Raw genomic sequence first — 21,146 nt, 5'->3', positions numbered from 1 at the left:
CCGGTTGCGATCCTGCTCCCCACAGCCCCAAACGGCTAAGAAGGTGACGATCCGACAACCAGCTGCCGGGCGGGCGGCCACCCGCCCGGCAGGCATCAATATCCTACATTTTTCTTATCCAAGAAGGTGCCGGAAGGCGGATGAGGGGCAGGCGGCGATCTAGAGGCCGGAAATATTCTCCTGTCGCAGCACCCAGCCCTATTCGGCCGCGATCAGCAGCTTCTTCTCACGCGCCGCTCTCAGCCTTGCGAAATCATCGCCGGCATGGTGTGACGAGCGGGTCAGCGGGCTGGAGGCCACCATCAGGAAGCCCTTGCTGTAGGCGACCGTCTCGTAAGACTTGAACTCGTCGGGCGTGACGAAGCTTTCGACCTTGTGGTGCTTGCGGGTCGGCTGCAGGTATTGGCCGATCGTCAGGAAGTCGACATCGGCTGTGCGCAGGTCGTCCATCAGCTGCAGCACTTCATTGCGCTCCTCGCCAAGGCCGACCATGATGCCTGACTTGGTGAACATGGTGGGATCGAGTTCCTTCACCCGCTGCAGCAGGCGGATGGAATGGAAATAACGGGCGCCGGGGCGAACCGTCAGATAGTTGCCGGCCACCGTTTCCATATTGTGGTTGAAGACGTCGGGTTTGGCGGCGACGACGCGCTCCAGGGCGCCCGGCTTCTTCAGGAAATCAGGCGTCAGGATCTCGATCGTCGTTCCCGGCGAGGCGGCACGGATCGCCCAAATCACCTTTTCGAAGTGCTCGGCACCTCCGTCCTCGAGATCGTCGCGGTCGACCGAGGTGATGACGACGTGGCTGAGGCCCATCTCCTTGACCGCCTTGGCGACGTTTTCGGGCTCGGCCATGTCAAGCGCATTCGGCTTGCCGGTCGCGACATTGCAAAAGGCGCAGGCGCGGGTACAGATCTCGCCCATGATCATGAAGGTCGCGTGCTTCTTGTCCCAGCACTCGCCGATATTCGGGCAGCCGGCCTCCTCGCAGACGGTGACCAGCTTGTGCTCCTTCACGATGGCGCGTGTCTCGGCATAGCCCTTGGAAGTCGGCGCCTTGACGCGGATCCAATCCGGCTTGCGCATGACATCCGTATCCGGCCGATGCGCCTTCTCAGGATGGCGCACGCGCTTGGCGTCGGGATTGATCGTGTCGAGAATGGTCACCATTGCAGTCTCAGCTTTCCGCCGCCCTAAGCGGCACAGTCCCTACGACGCGTCGCAATTTAGCGCCGCACCAGTCGCGCAACGAATATCAGCAGGCAGGCGCCGAGGAAACCCGTCACGAAATAGCCGAGCCGTCCACCGGCCAGTTGAACGTGAAACTGGGCGAGGATGGCGGTGGCGACAACCGAGCCGACAATGCCGAGCACGATGTTCAGGAAAATTCCATATCGTGCATCCATCAGCTTGCCGGCCAGCCAGCCCGCAAGTCCGCCGATGATGATTGCCGAAATCCAGCCCACGCTTTCCATGCCTGTCCTGCCCTCAATCTGCGCTAAGCGACCGCTCTGGCGACCAGCACCACGATGATGGCGCCGACGGTGGCGTGGATGATCTGCACGACCAGCGCATTTTCAATGCCCAGCGAAATGCCGAGCGCGCTGAACAGATAGCCGCCGACGAAGGCGCCGATGATGCCGCTCAGCAGGCATCTGATCAAACCGCCGCCACCGACGACGAGACTTGCCAGGAAGCCCGCAACCAGGCCGATCAGCAAAAACACCAGCAACGCCTGCGTCTCCATAGACATGATGATTTCCTTTCGCCTTTTCCACCCGACCGGAGTGGCTTTCCACTCCGGAAAAGGGGCAGCGCCCAAAAATTCTCAAGCGTTCAGTACACGACCGTAAGCATCGAGCACCGCTTCCTTCATCGTCTCGGATACGGTCGGATGAGGGAAGATGGTATGCATCAGTTCTTCCTCGGTCGTTTCGAGGTTCATCGCGACGACGAAGCCCTGGATGAGCTCGGTGACTTCGGCGCCAACCATGTGGGCGCCGAGCAGTTCGCCGGTCTTCTTGTCGAAGATCACCTTGACCATGCCCTGGTCTTCGCCGAGAGCGATCGCCTTGCCGTTCGCCGCGAAGGAGAAGCGACCGACCCGGATATCGCGGCCCAGCTCCTTGGCCTTGGCTTCCGTAAGGCCGACGGAGGCGACCTGCGGATTGCAATAGGTGCAGCCCGGCACCTTGCCCTTGTCGGTGGGATGAACATTCGGCAGGCCGGCGATTTTTTCGACGCAGACGACGCCCTCATGCTCGGCCTTGTGGGCCAGCATCGGCGGGCCGGCGACATCACCGATCGCATAGATACCCGCCACATTGGTCTTGCCGTAACCGTCGGCGACGACGCAGCCGCGGTCGGTCTTGATGCCGAGCGCCTCCAGGCCGAGGTTTTCGATATTGCCCTGAACGCCGACAGCCGAAATCATCCGGTCGGCGGTGATCTGCTGGACCTTGCCGTCTGCAGTCTCGACATGGGCGGTGATGCTGTTTGCCGCCTTCTCGACCTTGGTCACCTTGGCGCTGGTGAAGATCTTGAGGCCGCGCTTTTCCAGCTGCTTGCGGGCGACGGCGGTGATTTCGGCATCCTCGACCGGCATGATGGTCGGCATCACTTCCACCACCGTGACGTCGACGCCCATCGAGCGATAGAAGCTTGCGAATTCGATGCCGATCGCACCCGAGCCCATGACGATCAGCGACTTCGGCAGCGCATCCGGCTTCAGCGCCTCGAAATAGGTCCAGATCAGCTTGCCGTCGGGCTCGATGCCGGGCAGCGCGCGCGGACGGGCGCCAGTCGCGATGATGATGTGCTTGGCGGTATAGGTGCCCTCGCCCTTGACATTCTTTGGCAGCGGGTGCTGCGGCTCGACTACCGGCTTCGACGACTTGCCGACGACGATTTCACCAGGCTTCGAAAGCTTCGCCTCGCCCCAGATGATGTCGATCTTGTTCTTCTTCATCAGGAAACCGACGCCGGCGTTGAGACGGGCGGAGACAGCGCGCGAGCGGCCGACGACGGCCTTGGCATCCGGCTTGACCGTGCCTTCAAGAACGAGGCCGAAATCCTTGAAGTGATTGGCGTGATCGAGTACCTCGGCCGAACGCAACAGCGCCTTCGTCGGTATGCAGCCCCAGTTCAGGCAGATGCCGCCCATATGTTCGCGCTCGACTATCGCCGTCTTAAGCCCGAGCTGGGCCGCGCGAATGGCGGCGACATAGCCGCCGGGACCGGAGCCGATGATGATGACGTCGTAGGATTCAGCCATGTGTTTCCTGCCTTTGCTATGCTGCGCTGCGGGTCATGAGCACCCACGCGTGCCTATTGCTGTTTTCGAAGAGCGGCACGGCATCAGCGCGGGCAGCCCTCCAAGAATCCGTTTCTTTCATAAGCGACAAAGCCGCCTCATTATCGCTTGCTGCGACCAGCCTGACTGGCGGCGACCAACCCTTTCGGATCGTCCAGCAGCCTGCGTCCGAGGCCGATGCCGCGCATATGGCGATAAACGCGCCGAGACTGCCGGTGAACCAGTTTTTCAGATCCCCAGCATCATCCGCACGATCGATTCCAGCCCGCGCCCGAGCGCCCGCGTGTTTTCCGCATCGAGGTGAATGCCGTCGATCGGCGTGGTCTTGGCGACAGAATTGCCATCGAAAAAGCCACAACCAAGCTCGTCGGCAAGGTCGCGATAGAGCGTTGCGAGCTTCGCCGATTCCTCGATGCCGCCGGGAAAGGATGCGGCGAAGGGCACATTGCCGGTCGCGCAGATCGCCGGCGGCGCTACGATCAGGATCTCCGGCCCGTCGAATTCAAAGGGCCAGGCGTGATTGCGGATCAGTCGCACAAGCCGGCTGATGCCTTGGCAGGCGGCGAAAGCTGAACCAGCCACAACCGGCTTCATGTCATTGGTGCCTAGCAGCAGGATGACGAGGTCGAGCGGTGCATGCGTCTGCAGGATCGTCGGCAGGACGCGTGCACCATTGCGGTCGCAATCGGCGAGGTGGTCGTCGAAAGCGGTCGTGCGACCGTTCAGCCCTTCGGCGATAACACGCGCCTCGCTGCCGAGCGCTGCCTGAAGCACGCTCGGCCAACGGTTCTTGTACTCATGACGGCCGATTGTCTCAGGATCATGACCCCAGGTCAGCGAGTCACCATAGCAAAGAACGGTCTTGGTCATTTCCGCCTCCGCTTCGCTATCAGACAAGCAAGCCCATCGGGTTTTCGATATAGCCCTTGAAGGCCTGGAGCAGCTCGGCGCCGAGGGCGCCGTCGACGCAGCGATGGTCGGTCGACAGCGTCACCGACATCACGGTGGCGATCGCCATTTCGCCGTTCTTGACGATCACCCGCTGCTCGCCGGCGCCGACCGCGAGGATCGTCGCATGCGGCGGGTTGACAACGGCGGCGAAGTTCTTCACGCCCATCATGCCCATGTTCGAGACCGAACTCGTGCCGCCCTGATATTCCTCGGGCTTCAGCTTGCGGTCCTTGGCCCGCTTGCCGAGATCGCGCATCTCGTTGGAGATGACAGACAGCGTCTTCTGCTCGGCCTTGCGAATGATCGGCGTGATCAGGCCGCCCGGGATCGACACGGCGACGCCGACGTCGGCGTGCTTGTGCTTGATCATGTTATTGTCGGTCCACGACACATTGGCGTCCGGAACGTCGCGCAGCGCCAGCGCCATGGCCTTGATGACCATGTCGTTGACCGAGAGCTTGTAGGCCGGAGCATTGTCCTTGCGCGGCGCCGCATCGTTCAGCTGGGCGCGCAGTGCCATCAGAGCGTCGAGCTCGCAATCGACGCTGACGTAGAAATGCGGGATCGTCTGCTTGGATTCGACCAGCCGCCGGGCGATCGTCTTGCGCATGCCGTCATGCGGCACAAGCTCGTAGGAGCCCGGCTCGAAGAGCTTGAGCACGGCTTCCTCGGAGGCACCCTTCGGCGCCGCGGCCGGAGCCGGCGCGGCTGCAGCCTGAGGAGCAGCAGCGGCGGGAGCGGCAGCAGCCTTGGCGCCACCACCGGCAACGGCAGCTTCGATATCGCTCTTGATCACGCGGCCATGCGGACCGGAACCGGCGACGGCCGACAAGTCGATACCAGCTTCCTTGGCCAGCCGGCGGGCGAGCGGCGAAGAGAAGGTGCGGTTGCCACCTGATGAAGCGGCCGCGGGTGCTGCGGCAGGCGCCGGTGCCGTGGCCGGAGCTGCCTCAGCCTTCGCCGGCGCAGCGTCGGCCTTCGGCGCAGGTGCGGCCTCAGCCTTGGCCGGAGCGGCGGAACCTGCACCATTTGCGGCAGCGGCGACATCTTCGCCATCGGCGGCGAGAACGGCAATCAGCGCATTGACCTTAACGCCTTCGGTGCCGGCCGGGACGACCAGCTTGGCGACCGTGCCTTCATCGACGGCTTCGACTTCCATCGTCGCCTTGTCGGTCTCGATCTCGGCGATCACATCGCCAGATTTGACCGTGTCGCCTTCCTTGACCAGCCACTTGGAAAGATTGCCTTCTTCCATGGTCGGAGAGAGGGCGGGCATCGTGATATTGATCGGCATCGAAATACCCTCCCCTTATTTGTAGCAAACAGCCTTCACCGCATCGACGACTTCGCCGACGTTCGGAAGCGCCAGCTTTTCGAGATTGGCGGCGTAAGGCATCGGAACGTCCTTGCCTGCGATCGTCAGGATCGGCGCATCGAGATAGTCGAAGGCCTGCTGCATGACGCGGGTGGCGATTTCGGTGCCGACGGAGGATTGCGGATAACCTTCCTCGACGGTGACGAGGCGGCCGGTTTTCTTCACCGATTCGATAACCGTCGGCAGATCCATCGGGCGGATGGTGCGAAGGTCGATCAGTTCAACGTCAATGCCGAGCTGTTCGAGTTCGGCGGCCGCCTTCGTCGCATAGGTCATGCCGATGCCGAAGGAGACGACGGTGACGTCTTTGCCCTGGCGATGGATCCGCGCCTTGCCGATCGGCAGGACGAAATTATCGAGCTTCGGCACGTCGAAGTGCTGGCCGTAGAGAATTTCGTTTTCGAGGAAGATGATCGGGTTCGGATCGCGAATCGCCGCCTTCAGCAGACCCTTGGCGTCGGATGCCGTGTAAGGCATGATCACCTTGAGGCCGGGGATGGCGCTGTACCAGGCGGCATAGTCCTGGCTGTGCTGGGCGCCGACGCGGGCGGCGGCACCATTCGGGCCGCGGAAGACGATCGGAGCGCCCATCTGGCCGCCGGACATATACAGCGTCTTGGCGGCCGAGTTGATGATGTGGTCGATCGCCTGCATGGCGAAATTGAAGGTCATGAATTCGACGATCGGGCGAAGGCCGGCCATGGCGGCACCGACGCCGACGCCGGCAAAGCCGTGCTCGGTGATCGGCGTATCGATGACGCGGCGGGGGCCGAATTCCTGCAGCAGGCCCTGCGTGACCTTGTAGGCGCCCTGATATTCGGCGACTTCCTCACCCATGACGAAGACGTCGTCGTTGGCGCGCATTTCTTCGGCCATGGCGTCGCGCAACGCTTCGCGCACGGTCATCGACACCATTTCGGTGCCGGCCGGGATTTCCGGATCGTTCGGAACGACGGCTTTCGGCTCGGCCGGAAGCGGCGCGGAAGCAGAACCGGTGTTGGTCGGCTTCTCTTCCTGAGCCACCTGCGGAGCGGCTGCGGCCGACTTGGCAGCTGATATATCCGAAGCGGATTCGCCATCTTGCAGCAGCACGGCGATCTTGGTGTTGACCTTGACGCCTACGGTGCCGGCGTCGACCAGCAGCTTGCCGATGACGCCTTCGTCGACCGCTTCGACTTCCATCGTCGCCTTGTCGGTTTCGATTTCGGCGATGACGTCGCCAGAAGTGACCTTGTCACCTTCCTGCTTCAGCCATTTGGACAGCGTGCCTTCTTCCATCGTCGGAGAGAGGGCGGGCATGAGGATATCGATAGGCATGGGTTCCCTCCCCGATTAGAGCAGAATGTCGGTATAGAGCTCGGATGCATCCGGCTCCGGATCGGCCTGTGCGAAGTCGGCGCTGTCGGCGACGATGTCGCGAACATCCTTGTCGATCGCCTTCAGATCGTCTTCGGAAGCCCAGCCCTTTTCGATGAGGCGTGCCTTTACCTGCTCGATCGGATCCTGTTCGGAGCGCATCTTCTGCACTTCTTCCTTTGTGCGATATTTCGCCGGATCGGACATGGAGTGGCCGCGATAACGATAGGTCAGCATTTCGAGAATGATCGGGCCCTTGCCGGAGCGGCAATGTTCGAGCGCCTCGTCGGCCGCCGCCTTGACGGCGCGAACGTCCATGCCGTCGACCTGAATGCCGGGAATGCCGAAGCCGGAGCCGCGCAGCGAGTAATTCGACTGAGCGGTGGCACGGGCGGTCGAGGTGCCCATGGCGTAACGGTTGTTTTCGACGATATAGACGATCGGCAGCTTCCAGAGAGCCGCCATGTTGAAGCTCTCGTAGACCTGGCCCTGGTTGGCTGCGCCGTCGCCGAAATAGGCGATGGCGACATTGCCGTTGCCGCGGTAGTGGTTTGCAAAGGCAAGCCCCGTTCCGAGCGAAACCTGGGCGCCGACGATGCCGTGACCGCCGTAGAAATGCTTCTCTTTCGAGAACATGTGCATCGAGCCGCCCTTCCCGTGGGAATAGCCGCTGCGGCGCCCGGTCAGTTCCGCCATGACCCCGCGCGCCTCCATGCCGGTTGCCAGCATGTGGCCGTGGTCGCGATAGGCGGTGATGACCTGATCGCCTTCCTTCTGCGCCATCTGCATGCCGACGACGACAGCTTCCTGACCGATATAGAGATGACAAAAGCCGCCGATGAAGCCCATGCCGTAAAGCTGACCGGCCTTCTCCTCGAAGCGGCGGATCAGTAGCATCTCGCGATAGGCCTTGAGTTCCTCATCCCGGTCGAAGTCGGCTACCGGGCCTCCATTCGATGCTTTGGCTGCTGGTTTTGCTGCAGTTTTGCGGCTGGAAACGGTCGCGGTCTTTCGCGGCGCCATTCAACCCTCCCTATGGGTTTGTCATTTCTCGGTGGCGCGTACCATAGGGAAGAAATATGACCACAGCAATGCCATAATTGCATGGCTCGTATTCGACGCTAAATTATTGGAAATAAATTAGAAATTTCAATTAACCGAATTCCGGTTAATTGGAATAATGATTGAATATGACGATCTCGTCCGCACGCGACATATTCAGCTGATATCGCGCCTTTTCGTCCAGCATGTCCTTGTCGAGCGAGCCGTCACTCAGTAGCGCCACCTGGCTTTCCAGATGTTCGCGCTTCGCCTTCAGGACGGCAAGCTCCCTTTCGCGCGCAACGCGCTGACGCTCGAACGTCTCCGTCGCCCGCAGGCCATAATCGCCATGGATGCAATGATAACCGAAATAGGAAAGGAACGCGACCGTCATAGCCGGGATGACGAAGCGGCCGAGCTTTCTCTTCTTATGATGCTTTGTCCACATACACGCATGCTCTTGAACGCATTACCAATTCGTTCAGCATAACGCGCAGAGATTAACCGTTCATTGACCGTAACCGCCGGCAAGAAAAAACCCGCGCCGGTGAGGCGCGGGTCGAGCATTGCAAATCAGATCGGATCAGCCTTTGATGATCGAGCGGCCGGCATATTGGGCCTGGGGGCCTAGGCCCTCCTCGATGCGGATCAGCTGATTGTACTTGGCGAGACGGTCAGAACGCGACAGTGAGCCGGTCTTGATCTGGCCGCAGTTGGTGGCGACGGCGAGATCGGCAATGGTCGAATCTTCCGTTTCTCCGGAGCGGTGCGACATGACGGCGGTATAGGCTGCCTTATGCGCCGTGTTAACGGCATCAAGCGTTTCCGTCAGAGAGCCGATCTGGTTGACCTTGACGAGGATCGAGTTGGCGACGCCCATGCGGATGCCGTCGCGAAGGCGGGCCGAGTTGGTGACGAAGAGATCGTCGCCGACGAGCTGAGTCTTCTTGCCGATCAGATCGGTCAGCGCCTTCCAGCCCTCCCAGTCGTCTTCGGCCATGCCGTCTTCGATCGAGATGATCGGGTATTTGCCGGCGAGCTCGGCCAGATATTCGGCCATGGCGCCCGACTCGAGCGTGCGGCCTTCGCCCTCCAGAACATACTTGCCGTCCTTGAAGAATTCCGTCGAGGCGCAGTCGAGGCCGAGGCACATGTCGTCGCCCGGCTTGTAGCCGGCTTTCTCGATCGACTTCATGATGAAGTCCAGGGCTTCGGGCGCACTCTTCAGGCCGGGAGCGAAGCCGCCTTCGTCACCGACATTGGTGTTGTGGCCCTGCGCGGCAAGCTCCTTGCGGAGCGTATGGAAGACTTCCGAACCCATGCGCACGGCGTCGGCGATCGAATCGGCGCCGACCGGCAGGATCATGAATTCCTGGAAGTCGATCGGGTTGTCGGCATGAGCGCCGCCGTTGATGATGTTCATCATCGGCACCGGCAGGAGGCTGGCGGAAGCGCCGCCGACGTAACGGTAAAGCGGCAGGCCGGATGCCTGGGCCGCAGCCTTGGCGACGGCGAGCGAGACGCCGAGGATGGCGTTGGCGCCGAGGCGCGACTTGTTCGGCGTGCCATCGAGCTCGATCATGATGTTGTCGATCTGGATCTGATTTTCGGCATCGATGCCGCCGATCGCGTCGAAGATCTCGGTGTTGGCGGCCTCGACCGCCTTTTCGACGCCCTTGCCGAGGTAGCGCTTGCCGCCGTCGCGCAGCTCGACCGCCTCATGTGCGCCCGTCGAGGCGCCCGAGGGAACGGCCGCGCGGCCCATGCTGCCGTCTTCGAGATAGACGTCGACTTCGACGGTGGGGTTGCCACGGCTATCGAGGATCTCGCGGGCGATGATATCGGTGATTGCAGTCATGGGTTCTTCCTGCTCGGTGGGTGATAAGTCGTTCGAAGCCTGTCATAATCGAAGGCGTGCAAATTACAATGGCGCAATTTCCAGCCTTCGAGCGGGTATCGCATCGTGGCCTAAACCACGATCATGTCAGCCTGTTGAACGTTAGGCCTTGGCGATCGCATCGAAGGCAAGCAGCTTCTCAAGCAGTCGCGGCATGTCCTTGAGATAGACCATGTTCGGCCCGTCGGACGGTGCGTTGTCGGGATCCTGATGGGTTTCGACGAAGACGCCGGCAATTCCCGTCGCCACTGCCGCGCGCGCCAGCGTTTCCACGAACTCGCGCTGGCCGCCGGAGGAATCGCCCTGCCCGCCCGGCTGCGCCACGGAATGGGTGGCGTCAAAAATGACGGGAGCTCCCATCGCCGCCATGATCGGCAGCGAACGCATGTCGGAAACCAGCGTATTGTAGCCGAAGGAGGCACCGCGCTCGCACAAGAGCACATTCGGATTGCCGCTGGCGTTGAGCTTCTTCAGAACGTTCTTCATATCCCAAGGGGCGAGGAACTGGCCCTTCTTGACATTGACGGCGCGGCCGGTTCTGGCGGCGGCGATCAGAAGGTCGGTCTGACGGCAGAGGAAGGCCGGGATCTGCAGAACATCGACCACCTTGGCCACCTCGGCGCATTGCTCGGCCGTATGAACGTCGGTTATGACGGGAAAGCCGAATTCCTTCTTGAGGTCGGCAAAGACCTCCATGCCCTTTTCCAGGCCGATGCCGCGTTCAGCCGAGAGCGAGGTACGGTTCGCCTTGTCGAAGGAGCTCTTGTAGACGAGGCCAATGCCGAGCTTGCCGCAGAGCTCCTTCAGCGTGCCGGCGACCATGAAGGCGTGATCCCGGCTCTCCATCTGGCATGGACCGGCGATCAGCGACAAGCGGCCAGTATTGGAAAAAGTGACCTGGCCTTCGCCTTCGCCGATCCTGACTTCGGAATTCGTGTCGGTGCTCATCGTGTTTCCTCGAAGGCGAAGAGCGCACCCTGCCCGGGCGTGGGCTTCACCAGAATGCGATTGTTCTTGCGTGTGAATGTGATCCCGTTAGCACCCAAATGCGCTTCTGTCACGGCAAGATCGATGACGGTGAAGAGGATTGCCCGCCCTCGCAGGCCGCGATCGGCTGATGAGACAGCGGTTTCGAAATAGGCCTCCAGCCCTTCCGGCGTCATCAAGCTGATCTTTGCATTCGATGCCGCGATATTCATGCCGAAACCCGTTTTCTCCACCGCCGCCTGCCCAATCGCAAGCCCGACGAAGGCGGCGAATGCCGCCGGGTCCGGTGCACAAAGTGCGATCTCGGCAATGCCGATCACGCCATTGGCGTGCGTCTCCAGCGCGGCGCGATCTGTAGGGAACGAATTGATGCGCTGGCAAGTAAAGAGAAAGAAATCGGGGGCGCGCAAATCAGCTGCAAAGGCCAGCTTAAAGCTGCCGACGCTCTCCGAACCGTCCGGCATCCGCATCGGCCGGCTGAACTGCAACATCTCACCGGCGCTCGCGCCGTTGCTGACGAAGCGCTTATGATCGAGGTCGGCATCCTCGCTGAGGAAGGCCAGCGCAGAAAGTCCCTCCTCGCCGCAGCGGAAACGGAAGGCGCGATTGCGGGCGATGAAGACGTTGCCCTGGCGGGCCGCTGCCTCGCTCTCGTCGACACTCGCCACGCCAAGCGGCTCCAGATAGGTCTTGTCGGCGAAAAAGATGCAGGCATTCTCCGTTCCGAAGGGATGGCGCGCATCGGCGGCGACGGTGAAACCGAGCTTGCCGAGCCTTTCGCGCGCCAGATCGATATTGACCACGGGCAGCACGACATGATCCAGCGGGTGCGACTTGGCGGAATGCGCGTTCATGAATATCCTCCTGAAACCGGCAAGAGATGTGCGACAGCACCACCCCTCAATGCAAGACATGTGCGCCAATCCGGCAAATGAAAATAAAAATCTCCACGAGTTGGCGCGAGGGTTTACGGAAATTTAGCTACTTGCGGAACACATATGGAACATATAGTGTCCGTTCTGGATTTGTTTCAATCACGGGGTCTGACGTCGATGCTCACGCGCAAACAACAGGAGCTTCTCCTTTTCATCCATGAGCGCATGAAGGAATCCGGCGTTCCTCCCTCTTTCGACGAAATGAAGGATGCCCTGGATCTCGCCTCGAAATCCGGCATTCACCGCCTGATCACGGCGCTTGAGGAACGCGGCTTCATTCGCCGCCTACCGAACCGCGCCCGAGCGCTCGAGGTGATCAAGCTTCCGGAGGCCTATAACCCCAGTCTTCAGCGTCGCGGTTTTTCGCCGAGCGTCATCGAGGGCAGCCTCGGCAAGCCCCAGCCGGTCGCCGCCCCCGCTGCGCCAAAGCCGGTCGCCGACAATGGCAACTCCGTCTCCGTGCCGGTCATGGGACGTATCGCCGCCGGCGTTCCGATCTCGGCGATCCAGAACAACACCCACGATATCGTCGTTCCCGCGGATATGCTCGGCTCCGGTGAGCACTATGCGCTGGAGGTCAAAGGTGATTCGATGATCGACGCCGGCATCTTCGACGGCGACACCGTGATCATTCGCAACGGCAGTACCGCCAGTCCCGGCGATATCGTCGTTGCCCTCGTCGATGACGAGGAAGCAACGCTGAAGCGTTTCCGCCGCAAGGGCGCCTCGATCGCGCTCGAGGCCGCCAACCCGGCTTATGAGACCCGCATCTTCGGACCCGACCGCGTCAAGGTGCAGGGCAAGCTCGTCGGCCTCATCCGTCGCTATCACTGACGCCGGATGGGCTGGAATCGGTAAAACGATCATTGCGCCAATCATAGGCGCGATGGCGCATCCATGGTCGCGACAAAGCATCGAAGGCGGTGGTGACCTCCAGGCCGGCATCGGCGAAACGCAATTCGAGCGAGCCGGTCCTACGCAGCGTCTCGCCGGTGAAAAGCGTGCCACCTGAACGGCAGCTGTTGAAACGCAGACGGACCGAGGTCACGACGATATCGGCCGTATCGCAGGCCGGGCCGAGATAGGCGGCATTGTCGATAACGGTGACGATATGGCCATTGCCAAGTCTTGATGTGCACCAAGCCTTCTTGACGCAGGAAAAACGGTTTGCTTCACCGCCTGCGGCGGCTGCCCGCATCGCTGCACTCGCTTCGTTCTGCTGATCGCGGGAAAGCCTGACACGGCGGCCTTCTCCTTCCGGCGGAATGGCCGGACCATCCAGCATCTTCGGCGGATCATGTGTCGGCAGCACCAGCGCTCTCTGCCACTGGTCGAATATGAAATCCGGCGGGTTTTCACGGTTGGAAGCTATTGCCTCAGCCGCGACGACCGCAACCAGACTGCCATCCTCCGAAATCACCAGATCCGGCGGCCGGGGAACCGGCAGAAGCAGCACGATGAGCGTAGAGATGGCGATGATCGATGTGCCGACATGGCGCAGCCGAGTGCGCAGCAGCGTCAGCAGCAGAAAGCCTGCCACTGCCACTGCGAAATACCAGCCGGGCAAGCGGCCGATGCCGATATCACCGCCCCAGCCGGATACCGTCTTGGCAACCGCAATCACCAGATCGAGGCCGAATCCGACGATCTTCCAGAGCGGAGCGTCCAGACCGAAAGGCATGAGCAACATCGCCAACAATCCGGCCGGCATGACGATGAAGGAGATAATCGGCATCGTCGCAAGGTTTGCCGGCAGGCCGTAAGCCGTCAGGCGATGAAAATGCTCGATCGAAAACAATGCGGTGGAAAAGCCGCCGATCAGCGAGGTCAGGAAGATCCCGCCGAAGAAACCGGCGACGGCAACGACCGGCCTGATGATCGGCAGTTTCAGAAAAGCGTTTTCGCGGACACGCCTGTCCTTCCACAACTGATAGCCCGATACCAAGGCCAATGTTGCGGCAAAGGACATCTGAAAGCTCGGTCCCAATACTTCCGAAGGTGAAATGGCGATGATGATGAGCGCGGAGAGAACGACATTGCGCAGGCTGATCGACGGCCGGTCGAAGAAGACGGCAATCAGCATGATGGCCATCATGATAAAGGCGCGCTCGGCCGAAACCCCGAAACCGGAGATCAGGTAATAGGCGGTGACGGCGATGAGCGCGCCGGCAGCGGCGATCTTCTTTGTAGGATAGGCTTGGGCGACGCCGGGAAAGAGGCTGAGCAGCATCCGGAAGCCGACGAAGAAGATGCCAGCCGACAGCGCCATGTTGAGGCCCGAGATCGCGACGATATGGGCAAGGCCGGACTGGCGCAGCGCCTCCGTCGTCGCGTGCGATATGGCGCGCCGTTCGTCCGTCACCAGGGCAGCGGCAAAGGCGCCGGTGTCGTCGGGCAGGATCGATCTTATGCGGTCGCCGATGCTGCTGCGCAGCTGGTAGAGCCATTCGAGCAGGGCGTCCGCCGTCGACCTGGCCGCCTGCGGGCCTGCCTCCAAGTCGAGTTTCTCCGGCGCACCATAGAAGAAACCGTTGGCGCCGATGCCGTCGAAATAGGCACCGAAGGAGAAGTCGTTGAGCGCGGGAAGTGCGGGCCCCGCCGGCGGCGTCAGACGTGCCTTGCCGGTGATGATGTCGCCGATCTCGAAAGGCGCATCGGCACCCCGGACGATCGCGGTGATGCGTCTCGGCGGCCGTTTCAGCTCCGGCGCCTCGGTGCCGGCGACGGCAAGAATGTAGCGCCAGCGCCCGCGCCCGTCGCCTTCCCGCCGTTCGACGCGGCCAGTCACCGTCGTCGTCACGGATGAATCGAGGATCACCGTCGAAGCCCGCCAGCTCTCGAACTGAGCTGAGAGCATGCCGCCGGCGAAAAGTGCCAGCGCCATGAAACTTGCGCGCAAGGCCGGTCGGCTGGGATCGGTGAGGAAAACCGCGGCCGCCGACACCAGCAGGCAGAGCAGCGATGCAACGAGGGGAAAATCCGATGCAGCAAGAAACCAGAAGGCCGAGCCGGCTCCGAGGAAGACCGGCGAGAACAGCAGCAGGCGGCCATGATCGGCCTCTTCGCCCAGCATGCAGGCCCCGGCACGGAGCGATTGCCCGGCAGTGGCCAGCAGCCGACGATGCAATGGGGTCTGCGACTGCGTCCTTGCCGATTGAGTCACCACCGCAGGCGCAGGAAAATCTGGCGGATCGGCAAGGCCGACGCCCGCTTGCGGCCGCAATTCGGCTGTCGTCGTTTCCTGCATGCCCCGCCCAAGATCACGCCGCCAGGCCCTAAGAATGCAACCTTCAAGCAAATCCGGCAAGGATAATCGATTGAAATACGAGCGAAAATCGTAAGTGGCAAAAGGCAAGTCGAATCATCAGCTTCCGCTATGCGTGCGGCTCATCGCTGCGGTGCCTAAAAGGTGATGCCGCAATGCACAAAATGCCGTCACGGTAACTTGGCATTAGCGTCACGATCATATAGCTATCGGAAAGGACGCTTAACCCCTATGGCGCTTTTGTGGCGCCACCGACATTTCGGAGGACAGCATGACGGATCAAAGCGCTACAATAAAAATCGGTGACAAATCGGTTGACCTCGCCGTTAAAAGCGGCACGATCGGCCCGAGCGTCATCGACATCGGTGCCCTCTACAAGAACACCGCTTCCTTCACTTACGATCCGGGCTTCACCTCGACCGCATCCTGTGAATCGAAAATCACCTATATCGACGGTGACGAAGGTGTGCTGCTGCACCGCGGCTATCCGATCGAGCAGCTGGCCGAGCACGGCGACTTTCTCGAGGTCTGCTACCTCCTGCTCTACGGCGAACTGCCGACGGCCGCGCAGAAGAAGGACTTCGACTATCGCGTCACGCACCACACGATGGTGCATGAGCAGATGAGCCGCTTCTTCACCGGCTTCCGCCGCGATGCACATCCGATGGCCGTCATGTGCGGCTGCGTCGGCGCACTGTCGGCCTTCTATCACGACTCCACAGACATCACCGATCCGCACCAGCGCATGGTCGCCAGCCTCCGCATGATCGCCAAGATGCCGACGCTTGCCGCCATGGCATATAAATACCATATCGGTCAGCCCTTCGTTTACCCGAAGAACGACCTCGACTATGCGTCGAACTTCCTGCGCATGTGCTTTGCCGTCCCCTGCGAGGAATATGTGGTCAATCCGGTGCTTGCCCGCGCGATGGACCGCATCTTCATCCTGCATGCCGATCACGAACAGAACGCCTCGACCTCGACCGTCCGTCTCGCCGGTTCATCGGGCGCCAACCCGTTCGCCTGCATCGCCGCCGGCATCGCCTGCCTATGGGGCCCCGCGCACGGCGGCGCCAACGAAGCAGCGCTCAATATGCTGACGGAAATCGGCACGGTCGACCACATTCCGGAATATATCGCCCGCGCCAAGGACAAAAACGATCCGTTCCGCCTGATGGGCTTCGGTCACCGCGTCTACAAGAACTACGATCCGCGTGCCAAGATCATGCAGAAGACGACGCATGAAGTGCTCGGCGAACTCGGTATCAAGGACGATCCGTTGCTGGAAGTGGCGATGGAGCTGGAGCGCATCGCGCTCACCGACGAATATTTCATCGAGAAGAAGCTCTATCCAAACATCGACTTCTACTCCGGCATCACGCTGAAGGCGCTGGGCTTCCCCACCACCATGTTCACAGTGCTCTTCGCCCTTGCCCGCACCGTCGGTTGGATCGCGCAGTGGAACGAGATGATCGAGGATCCAGAACAGCGCATCGGCCGTCCACGCCAGCTCTATGTCGGCGAACCCAAGCGCGACTACATCCCGGTTTCGAAGCGCTGATCGCTTCAGAGCTCAAAAAGAAACCCGGTCAGGAATGGCCGGGTTTTTTCTTTTCCAAAACGTCGAGAAGGATTTCCGCGGCCTGTTCACCGGGCGGCTTTTCCGTCTGCATGCGCTGCCAGATGAGCTCGTAGCCTTCCTTCATCGCCTTCAGCTGATAGGTATCGGCCGACAGCCTTTCCATCCAGCGTGCAAGGCTTGCGCCGCGGACGACATCGTTCAGATATTCCGGCACGACCGGGTAATCGGCGATCAGATTCGGCAGCGCGCCGGTCCAGGTCTTGATGCCCGATGTCAGCATGCGCATGATCCAGTCGACCTTATAGGCGGATACGACGGGAACGTCGGCAAGTGCGAGTTCGAGAATAACGGTTCCAGACGCCGCCATGGCTGCATCGGCCTCGGCAAAGGCTTTCCATTTTGCTTGCGCGCCGACGACGATCTCCGGCTTTACCGCCCAGCCCGCCGTCATTTCGCGGACGAGTGCTTGCCTGTGCGTTACGGTTGGCAGAATGAAGCGTGTCGGCCCATTACGGGCGACGATTTCATTCGTGGCCACCTCGAAATAAGGCAGAAGCTTCTGGATCTCGGAGGAGCGCGAGCCGGGAAGGAGCAGGATCGGGCCGTTGCCTGGCTGCCTTCCCACGCGCAGGCGACGTGTCTCCAGCAGCGCTGGGTCGGCGACCAGACGATGCCCGACATATGTCGTCGCCGGCCCATTGAGGCGCTGCATGGCTGCCGGTTCAAAGGGCAGGACGGCAAGCACGTGATCGACATAGCCGAGCATGCGCGTGGCGCGATATTCCTTCCAGGCCCAGACGCTCGGACAGACATAATTGACAACAGGCAGATCGGGCAACGCGGTGCGCACGCGCTTGGCGACGCGATGGGTGAAATCGGGACTGTCGATAATGACAAGGATATCCGGCTTTGCAGCGACGATCTCAGCCGTGGTGCGACGGATCAGGGCAAACAGCCTTGGCAGCCGGCTCAGCACCTGGGTGATGCCCATGATCGACAGCTCGGAAAAATCGAACAGGGATTTCAAACCTTCCGCCTGCAGCCCCTCGCCGCCAACGCCGACAAGCTCCACCGGTCCGCTGTAAATCCGCTTGAGCGCCGCGATGAGATCGGCCCCGAGCAGATCGCCCGACACTTCACCGGCAATGACGGCGATCTTCAGCGGCGCCCCGTTCATTCGACTCCCCATGCCGGCAGACCGCGGTCGATGCCGCAGACGAACAATCCAGCCTCGTCGGCGGCGCTGATGACCGCGGCCCGATCAAGCACCAGTGAGCGACCGGCTTCGATTGCGATGCCGGCAAGGCCGGCTTTCGCAGCGTTCAGGATTGTCGCAACGCCGATCGCCGGCAGGTCGGCGCGAATATCCTGTTGCGGCTTGCAGAGCTTGACGAGGACGCCGCGGCGGCGCGGCGAGATCCGTCCGGCGGCCCTGAGGCCGGCGACACGGTCCAGCATCTCATCTGTGCCCTCAAGTCCTTCCAGCGCGACGACGCGCCCGCCGATGCTGACTGCACCCTGCCCGACATCCAGCCGGCCAAGCGTCTCGGCGGCATCAGCGGCCTGGCTGATATCGTGCCGGTCTTCCTTGCTGGGTGCGGCGGCGCCAAGCGGGCCAACGGAAACGAGCAGGTCGGGGGCGATCTCGTGGGCGCCGACGACGCGCCGGCCGTTCCCCTCGATCAACCGGATCACCATCTGCAGAACCGTATCGTCGCCGCCGGAGAGCAGTGTGCGAATGGCGGCCGGGACCTTCATCAGAATGCGCAACGTCGGACGGACCTCGCGCCATTCCGGCCGGCGGCGCACGCTCCCCGACATCACAACACGTCCGATGCCATAGCGGATGAAGAGACCCTCAAGGGCGGCGAAATCGCCGATGCCGACAACGGCGTGATCATAGCCTTCCCAGCGTGGCTCGCTCTCGTCCTTCAGCGCGATGATTACAGGATCTTCGCCTGCCGCGCGCGCGGCTTCGGCGACATAGGAAGGCAGAAGGCCACCGCCGGCAATGATCGCCAGCCGGCCCGCAGCGGTGTCGCCTGTTAAAGCCACGGACTAGCCCTTCTGCCCCCGCGTCGGGGAGGACAGGGCGCGGTCGCTCTCGGCTGCAATGAAGTCGAGGATCTGCACAACCTGCTCGCAATCAGCATATTCCTCGCGGATCGCGGCGGCGTTTTCGCGCACGGAGCCCGTTCCTTCGAAAATCGCCTTGTAGGCCCGGCGCACCCGGTGGATGACGGCGCGGTCGATGCCGGCCCGTGTCATGCCGACGACGTTGAGGCCGCCCAGCAGACCGGGATTACCGTTCAGCATGCCATAGGGAATGACATCGTAACTCACCGCCGACAGGCCGCCGACGAAGGCGTGGCGGCCGACGCGGGTGAACTGGTGAACCGCCGAGCCGCCGCCCAGGATAACGCGATCCTCGATAACGACATGTCCGGCGAGCATGACGTTGTTCGACATGATCACATGGTTGCCGACCCGGCAGTCATGCGCGACGTGGGAGTTGGCAAGGAAAAGGTTGTTGTCACCAACGATCGTCTCACCGCCGAAATCGGCCGTGCCGGTGTTCATCGTGACACCTTCGCGGATTGTGCAATTTGCACCGACCGTCAGCGTCGTTTCCTCGCCGCCGTGGTGCACGCTCTGCGGATCACCGCCGACGACGGCCATTGGGAAGATGCGTGTGCCCTTGCCGATAACGGTGCGGCCGGTGACGATCGCATGCGCCAAGAGCTCGACATTCGCATGCAGGACGACATGCGGCCCGACATGGCAGAAAGGACCGATTTTGACGCCCTCACCGATCGTAGCCCCGTCTTCGACGACAGCCATCGGATGAATACGGGCGCTTTCGGCGATATTGCTCATGCCTGATCCTTACGAACGATCATCGCGCCGATGTCAGCTTCGGCGACAAGTGCGCCGTCAACCTTGGCGTCGCAATGGAATTTCCAGATATTGCCGCGTTGCTTGTTCTTCTTGACATGGAATTCGACGCGGTCGCCGGGCACGACCGGCTTGCGGAAGCGCGCATTCTCGATGGTCATGAAGTAGACGAGGTTGCCGGTCTGACCTTCTTTCTTGGCGCAGATGGCACCCGCCGTCTGCGCCATGCCCTCGATCAGCAAAACCCCGGGCATAATCGGCGCTTCCGGAAAATGGCCGGTGAAATGTGGTTCGTTCACCGTGACGTTCTTAATGCCGATCGCCGTGTTGTCGCCGTCGATCTCGATGATCTTGTCGACCATGAGAAAGGGATAGCGATGCGGCAGCAGCTTCATGATCTCGGTAATATCAGCCGAAGAAAGCGTCGTCGTGGCTTCCTCAGTCATTTTGCTTGCCTCCAGGGTTCCTCCCGCGCAACTTGGATTTCGATACCTGTTGCGCTGCCTCTCTCAGATAGTCTTTTAGCGGACGTGCAGGTACACCGCCATATTGTCCGCCCGCGGCAAGGTCGGTCATGATACCGCTTTTGGCAGCGATCTGCACGCCATCGCCGATCGTCACATGTCCTTTGATTCCCGCTTGGCCGCCGATCTGCACGCCATTGCCGATTTTCGTGCTGCCGGCGATGCCGACCTGCGAAACGATGGCGCAATGGCGGCCGATCTGGACGTTGTGGCCGATCTGGACCTGATTGTCGATCTTGGTTCCCTCGCCGATCACCGTGTCGTCCATGGCACCGCGGTCGATGGTCGTGTTGGCGCCGATCTCGACATTGTCCTGGATGATCACCCGGCCGATCTGAACGATCTTGATCATGCCGCGCGGACCCGGTGCATAGCCAAAACCGTCCTGGCCGATCCGAACGCCGTTGTGGATGATGACGCCATTGCCGATCAGCGCACAGAGAATGCTCGCTCCAGCCGCAATCGAACAATCCCGCCCGATCTTGACATTCGGACCGATGACGCTGTTCGCGCCGATGCGCGTTCCCGCCCCGATCTCGGCATGCGCACCGATAACGGCCAGCGGTTCGACGATCGCGCCCTTTTCAAGTTTGGCGCTCGGATCGATCACCGCGCTCGGCGCAATCTCGCTTTCACCCGAAAGAGCGACAGGACGCAATGCTGCGGGATAGAACAAGCCTCCCGCCATTGCGAAGGCAGCATGCGGATTGGACGAGAAGATAACCGGGAGATGCGGAGGAACGAGATCGGCAAGCGCCTTGTCGCAGATTACCGCCGAGGCCTCGCATGTCGCAAACTCCTCGCGGTTGCGGCGCGACAGGATATAGCAGACATCGCCCGCCCGCGCCCGGCTGATGGGCGCGACGGACTTGACGATAACATTGGCATGGTCGGAGTTGGCAAGTTCCGCCCCAAGAAACTCTGCCAGCTCAGCGAGCCTCAGACCTTCATGGGGCAGAAAAAAAACGTTTTGCTCCATCGGCAATGCTCCAGAACGGAATTGAGTGTTACAGTTCCGGACTGCC

20 protein-coding genes and 1 pseudogene are annotated in these 21,146 nt (G+C 61.4%); 2 read left to right on the top strand and 19 right to left on the bottom strand.

Going from position 1 to position 21,146, the window contains the following annotated elements:
* Positions 1-198 precede the first annotated feature (198 nt).
* From lipA to FHT70_RS11490, 13 genes and pseudogenes are all read right to left on the bottom strand, one after another.
* Positions 199-1,170 (bottom strand): lipoyl synthase, encoded by a 972-nt coding sequence (lipA, locus tag FHT70_RS11545; protein ID WP_183701053.1) that lies wholly within the window; start codon positions 1,168-1,170, stop codon positions 199-201.
* 56 nt (positions 1,171-1,226) lie between these two features.
* Positions 1,227-1,475, bottom strand: a complete 249-nt coding sequence (locus tag FHT70_RS11540; RefSeq protein WP_085778064.1) for a GlsB/YeaQ/YmgE family stress response membrane protein — start codon at positions 1,473-1,475, stop codon at positions 1,227-1,229.
* Between the two features lie 23 nt (positions 1,476-1,498).
* Positions 1,499-1,753, bottom strand: a complete 255-nt coding sequence (locus tag FHT70_RS11535; RefSeq protein ID WP_011425215.1) for a GlsB/YeaQ/YmgE family stress response membrane protein — start codon at positions 1,751-1,753, stop codon at positions 1,499-1,501.
* Between the two features lie 75 nt (positions 1,754-1,828).
* Entirely contained in the window at positions 1,829-3,274 is a 1,446-nt protein-coding gene (gene lpdA, locus FHT70_RS11530; protein ID WP_183701051.1) for a dihydrolipoyl dehydrogenase, read from the bottom strand.
* 16 nt (positions 3,275-3,290) lie between these two features.
* Positions 3,291-3,539: pseudogene (locus FHT70_RS30690) on the bottom strand (GNAT family N-acetyltransferase); the annotation flags it as partial.
* Between the two features lie 2 nt (positions 3,540-3,541).
* Entirely contained in the window at positions 3,542-4,183 is a 642-nt protein-coding gene (locus FHT70_RS11525) for an SGNH/GDSL hydrolase family protein (protein WP_064802314.1), read from the bottom strand.
* Between the two features lie 19 nt (positions 4,184-4,202).
* Complete coding sequence (locus FHT70_RS11520; protein WP_183701049.1) at positions 4,203-5,558, bottom strand: pyruvate dehydrogenase complex dihydrolipoamide acetyltransferase; 1,356 nt, start codon at positions 5,556-5,558, stop codon at positions 4,203-4,205.
* Between the two features lie 15 nt (positions 5,559-5,573).
* Positions 5,574-6,956, bottom strand: coding sequence for a pyruvate dehydrogenase complex E1 component subunit beta (locus FHT70_RS11515; RefSeq protein ID WP_183701047.1), 1,383 nt, complete (start codon positions 6,954-6,956; stop codon positions 5,574-5,576).
* A 15-nt stretch (positions 6,957-6,971) separates the two neighbouring features.
* Complete coding sequence (gene pdhA, locus FHT70_RS11510) at positions 6,972-8,018, bottom strand: pyruvate dehydrogenase (acetyl-transferring) E1 component subunit alpha (protein ID WP_011425209.1); 1,047 nt, start codon at positions 8,016-8,018, stop codon at positions 6,972-6,974.
* Positions 8,019-8,163: 145 nt separating this feature from the next.
* Positions 8,164-8,484 carry a septum formation initiator family protein gene (locus FHT70_RS11505; RefSeq protein ID WP_064802306.1) on the bottom strand — a complete coding sequence of 107 codons (321 nt, stop codon included), beginning with the start codon at positions 8,482-8,484 and terminating at the stop codon, positions 8,164-8,166.
* Between the two features lie 135 nt (positions 8,485-8,619).
* A complete protein-coding gene (gene eno, locus FHT70_RS11500; RefSeq protein ID WP_097598589.1) occupies positions 8,620-9,894 on the bottom strand; it encodes a phosphopyruvate hydratase in 1,275 nt (424 codons plus the stop codon).
* Positions 9,895-10,035: 141 nt separating this feature from the next.
* Positions 10,036-10,881, bottom strand: a complete 846-nt coding sequence (gene kdsA / locus FHT70_RS11495; protein WP_183701045.1) for a 3-deoxy-8-phosphooctulonate synthase — start codon at positions 10,879-10,881, stop codon at positions 10,036-10,038.
* A complete protein-coding gene (locus FHT70_RS11490) occupies positions 10,878-11,774 on the bottom strand; it encodes a VOC family protein (RefSeq protein ID WP_183701043.1) in 897 nt (298 codons plus the stop codon). Before FHT70_RS11490 ends, kdsA begins: the two co-directional genes overlap by 4 nt.
* 198 nt (positions 11,775-11,972) lie before the next feature.
* Between FHT70_RS11490 and lexA the strand changes: the two genes are divergently transcribed.
* The gene (gene lexA / locus FHT70_RS11485; RefSeq protein ID WP_183701041.1) at positions 11,973-12,689 is read left to right on the top strand and encodes a transcriptional repressor LexA; all 717 of its coding nucleotides are present in this window, start codon (positions 11,973-11,975) and stop codon (positions 12,687-12,689) included.
* Here lexA and FHT70_RS11480 read toward each other — a convergent pair.
* Positions 12,670-15,102 carry a ComEC/Rec2 family competence protein gene (locus FHT70_RS11480; protein ID WP_183701039.1) on the bottom strand — a complete coding sequence of 811 codons (2,433 nt, stop codon included), beginning with the start codon at positions 15,100-15,102 and terminating at the stop codon, positions 12,670-12,672. The two genes, lexA and FHT70_RS11480, sit on opposite strands and share 20 nt — an antisense overlap.
* Before the next feature lie 289 nt (positions 15,103-15,391).
* Between FHT70_RS11480 and gltA the strand changes: the two genes are divergently transcribed.
* Positions 15,392-16,681 (top strand): citrate synthase, encoded by a 1,290-nt coding sequence (gene gltA / locus FHT70_RS11475; protein WP_004678636.1) that lies wholly within the window; start codon positions 15,392-15,394, stop codon positions 16,679-16,681.
* A 28-nt stretch (positions 16,682-16,709) separates the two neighbouring features.
* Here gltA and lpxB read toward each other — a convergent pair whose 3' ends face one another.
* The 5 genes from lpxB to lpxD are packed head-to-tail and all read right to left on the bottom strand — an operon-like array spanning position 16,710 to position 21,100.
* On the bottom strand, positions 16,710-17,879 hold the full coding sequence (gene lpxB, locus FHT70_RS11470) for a lipid-A-disaccharide synthase (RefSeq protein ID WP_183701037.1): 1,170 nt from the start codon (positions 17,877-17,879) through the stop codon (positions 16,710-16,712).
* On the bottom strand, positions 17,876-18,757 hold the full coding sequence (locus FHT70_RS11465; protein ID WP_183701035.1) for an LpxI family protein: 882 nt from the start codon (positions 18,755-18,757) through the stop codon (positions 17,876-17,878). The genes lpxB and FHT70_RS11465 overlap by 4 nt, the downstream gene beginning before the upstream one ends.
* Before the next feature lie 3 nt (positions 18,758-18,760).
* Positions 18,761-19,579 carry an acyl-ACP--UDP-N-acetylglucosamine O-acyltransferase gene (lpxA, locus tag FHT70_RS11460; RefSeq protein WP_085778053.1) on the bottom strand — a complete coding sequence of 273 codons (819 nt, stop codon included), beginning with the start codon at positions 19,577-19,579 and terminating at the stop codon, positions 18,761-18,763.
* On the bottom strand, positions 19,576-20,043 hold the full coding sequence (gene fabZ, locus FHT70_RS11455) for a 3-hydroxyacyl-ACP dehydratase FabZ (protein WP_011425200.1): 468 nt from the start codon (positions 20,041-20,043) through the stop codon (positions 19,576-19,578). The genes lpxA and fabZ overlap by 4 nt, the downstream gene beginning before the upstream one ends.
* Positions 20,036-21,100, bottom strand: coding sequence for a UDP-3-O-(3-hydroxymyristoyl)glucosamine N-acyltransferase (lpxD, locus tag FHT70_RS11450; protein WP_183701033.1), 1,065 nt, complete (start codon positions 21,098-21,100; stop codon positions 20,036-20,038). Before lpxD ends, fabZ begins: the two co-directional genes overlap by 8 nt.
* Between the last annotated feature and the right edge of the window lie 46 nt (positions 21,101-21,146).

The sequence above is a fragment of the Rhizobium sp. BK049 genome (assembly GCF_014193135.1).
GTDB lineage: Bacteria > Pseudomonadota > Alphaproteobacteria > Rhizobiales > Rhizobiaceae > Rhizobium.
Note: the sequence above shows the minus strand (reverse complement) of the source record. Positions and strands in the feature narration are given on the sequence as shown.

What these genes read in the sequence shown, in the direction of transcription:
- lipA (WP_183701053.1), bottom strand. Translation starts at nt 1,170, where the DNA reads ATGGTGACCATTCTCGACACGATCAATCCCGACGCCAAGCGCGTGCGC.
- FHT70_RS11540 (WP_085778064.1), bottom strand. Translation starts at nt 1,475, where the DNA reads ATGGAAAGCGTGGGCTGGATTTCGGCAATCATCATCGGCGGACTTGCG.
- FHT70_RS11535 (WP_011425215.1), bottom strand. Translation starts at nt 1,753, where the DNA reads ATGTCTATGGAGACGCAGGCGTTGCTGGTGTTTTTGCTGATCGGCCTG.
- lpdA (WP_183701051.1), bottom strand. Translation starts at nt 3,274, where the DNA reads ATGGCTGAATCCTACGACGTCATCATCATCGGCTCCGGTCCCGGCGGC.
- FHT70_RS11525 (WP_064802314.1), bottom strand. Translation starts at nt 4,183, where the DNA reads ATGACCAAGACCGTTCTTTGCTATGGTGACTCGCTGACCTGGGGTCAT.
- FHT70_RS11520 (WP_183701049.1), bottom strand. Translation starts at nt 5,558, where the DNA reads ATGCCGATCAATATCACGATGCCCGCCCTCTCTCCGACCATGGAAGAA.
- FHT70_RS11515 (WP_183701047.1), bottom strand. Translation starts at nt 6,956, where the DNA reads ATGCCTATCGATATCCTCATGCCCGCCCTCTCTCCGACGATGGAAGAA.
- pdhA (WP_011425209.1), bottom strand. Translation starts at nt 8,018, where the DNA reads ATGGCGCCGCGAAAGACCGCGACCGTTTCCAGCCGCAAAACTGCAGCA.
- FHT70_RS11505 (WP_064802306.1), bottom strand. Translation starts at nt 8,484, where the DNA reads ATGTGGACAAAGCATCATAAGAAGAGAAAGCTCGGCCGCTTCGTCATC.
- eno (WP_097598589.1), bottom strand. Translation starts at nt 9,894, where the DNA reads ATGACTGCAATCACCGATATCATCGCCCGCGAGATCCTCGATAGCCGT.
- kdsA (WP_183701045.1), bottom strand. Translation starts at nt 10,881, where the DNA reads ATGAGCACCGACACGAATTCCGAAGTCAGGATCGGCGAAGGCGAAGGC.
- FHT70_RS11490 (WP_183701043.1), bottom strand. Translation starts at nt 11,774, where the DNA reads ATGAACGCGCATTCCGCCAAGTCGCACCCGCTGGATCATGTCGTGCTG.
- lexA (WP_183701041.1), top strand. Translation starts at nt 11,973, where the DNA reads ATGCTCACGCGCAAACAACAGGAGCTTCTCCTTTTCATCCATGAGCGC.
- FHT70_RS11480 (WP_183701039.1), bottom strand. Translation starts at nt 15,102, where the DNA reads ATGCAGGAAACGACGACAGCCGAATTGCGGCCGCAAGCGGGCGTCGGC.
- gltA (WP_004678636.1), top strand. Translation starts at nt 15,392, where the DNA reads ATGACGGATCAAAGCGCTACAATAAAAATCGGTGACAAATCGGTTGAC.
- lpxB (WP_183701037.1), bottom strand. Translation starts at nt 17,879, where the DNA reads ATGAACGGGGCGCCGCTGAAGATCGCCGTCATTGCCGGTGAAGTGTCG.
- lpxA (WP_085778053.1), bottom strand. Translation starts at nt 19,579, where the DNA reads ATGAGCAATATCGCCGAAAGCGCCCGTATTCATCCGATGGCTGTCGTC.
- fabZ (WP_011425200.1), bottom strand. Translation starts at nt 20,043, where the DNA reads ATGACTGAGGAAGCCACGACGACGCTTTCTTCGGCTGATATTACCGAG.
- lpxD (WP_183701033.1), bottom strand. Translation starts at nt 21,100, where the DNA reads ATGGAGCAAAACGTTTTTTTTCTGCCCCATGAAGGTCTGAGGCTCGCT.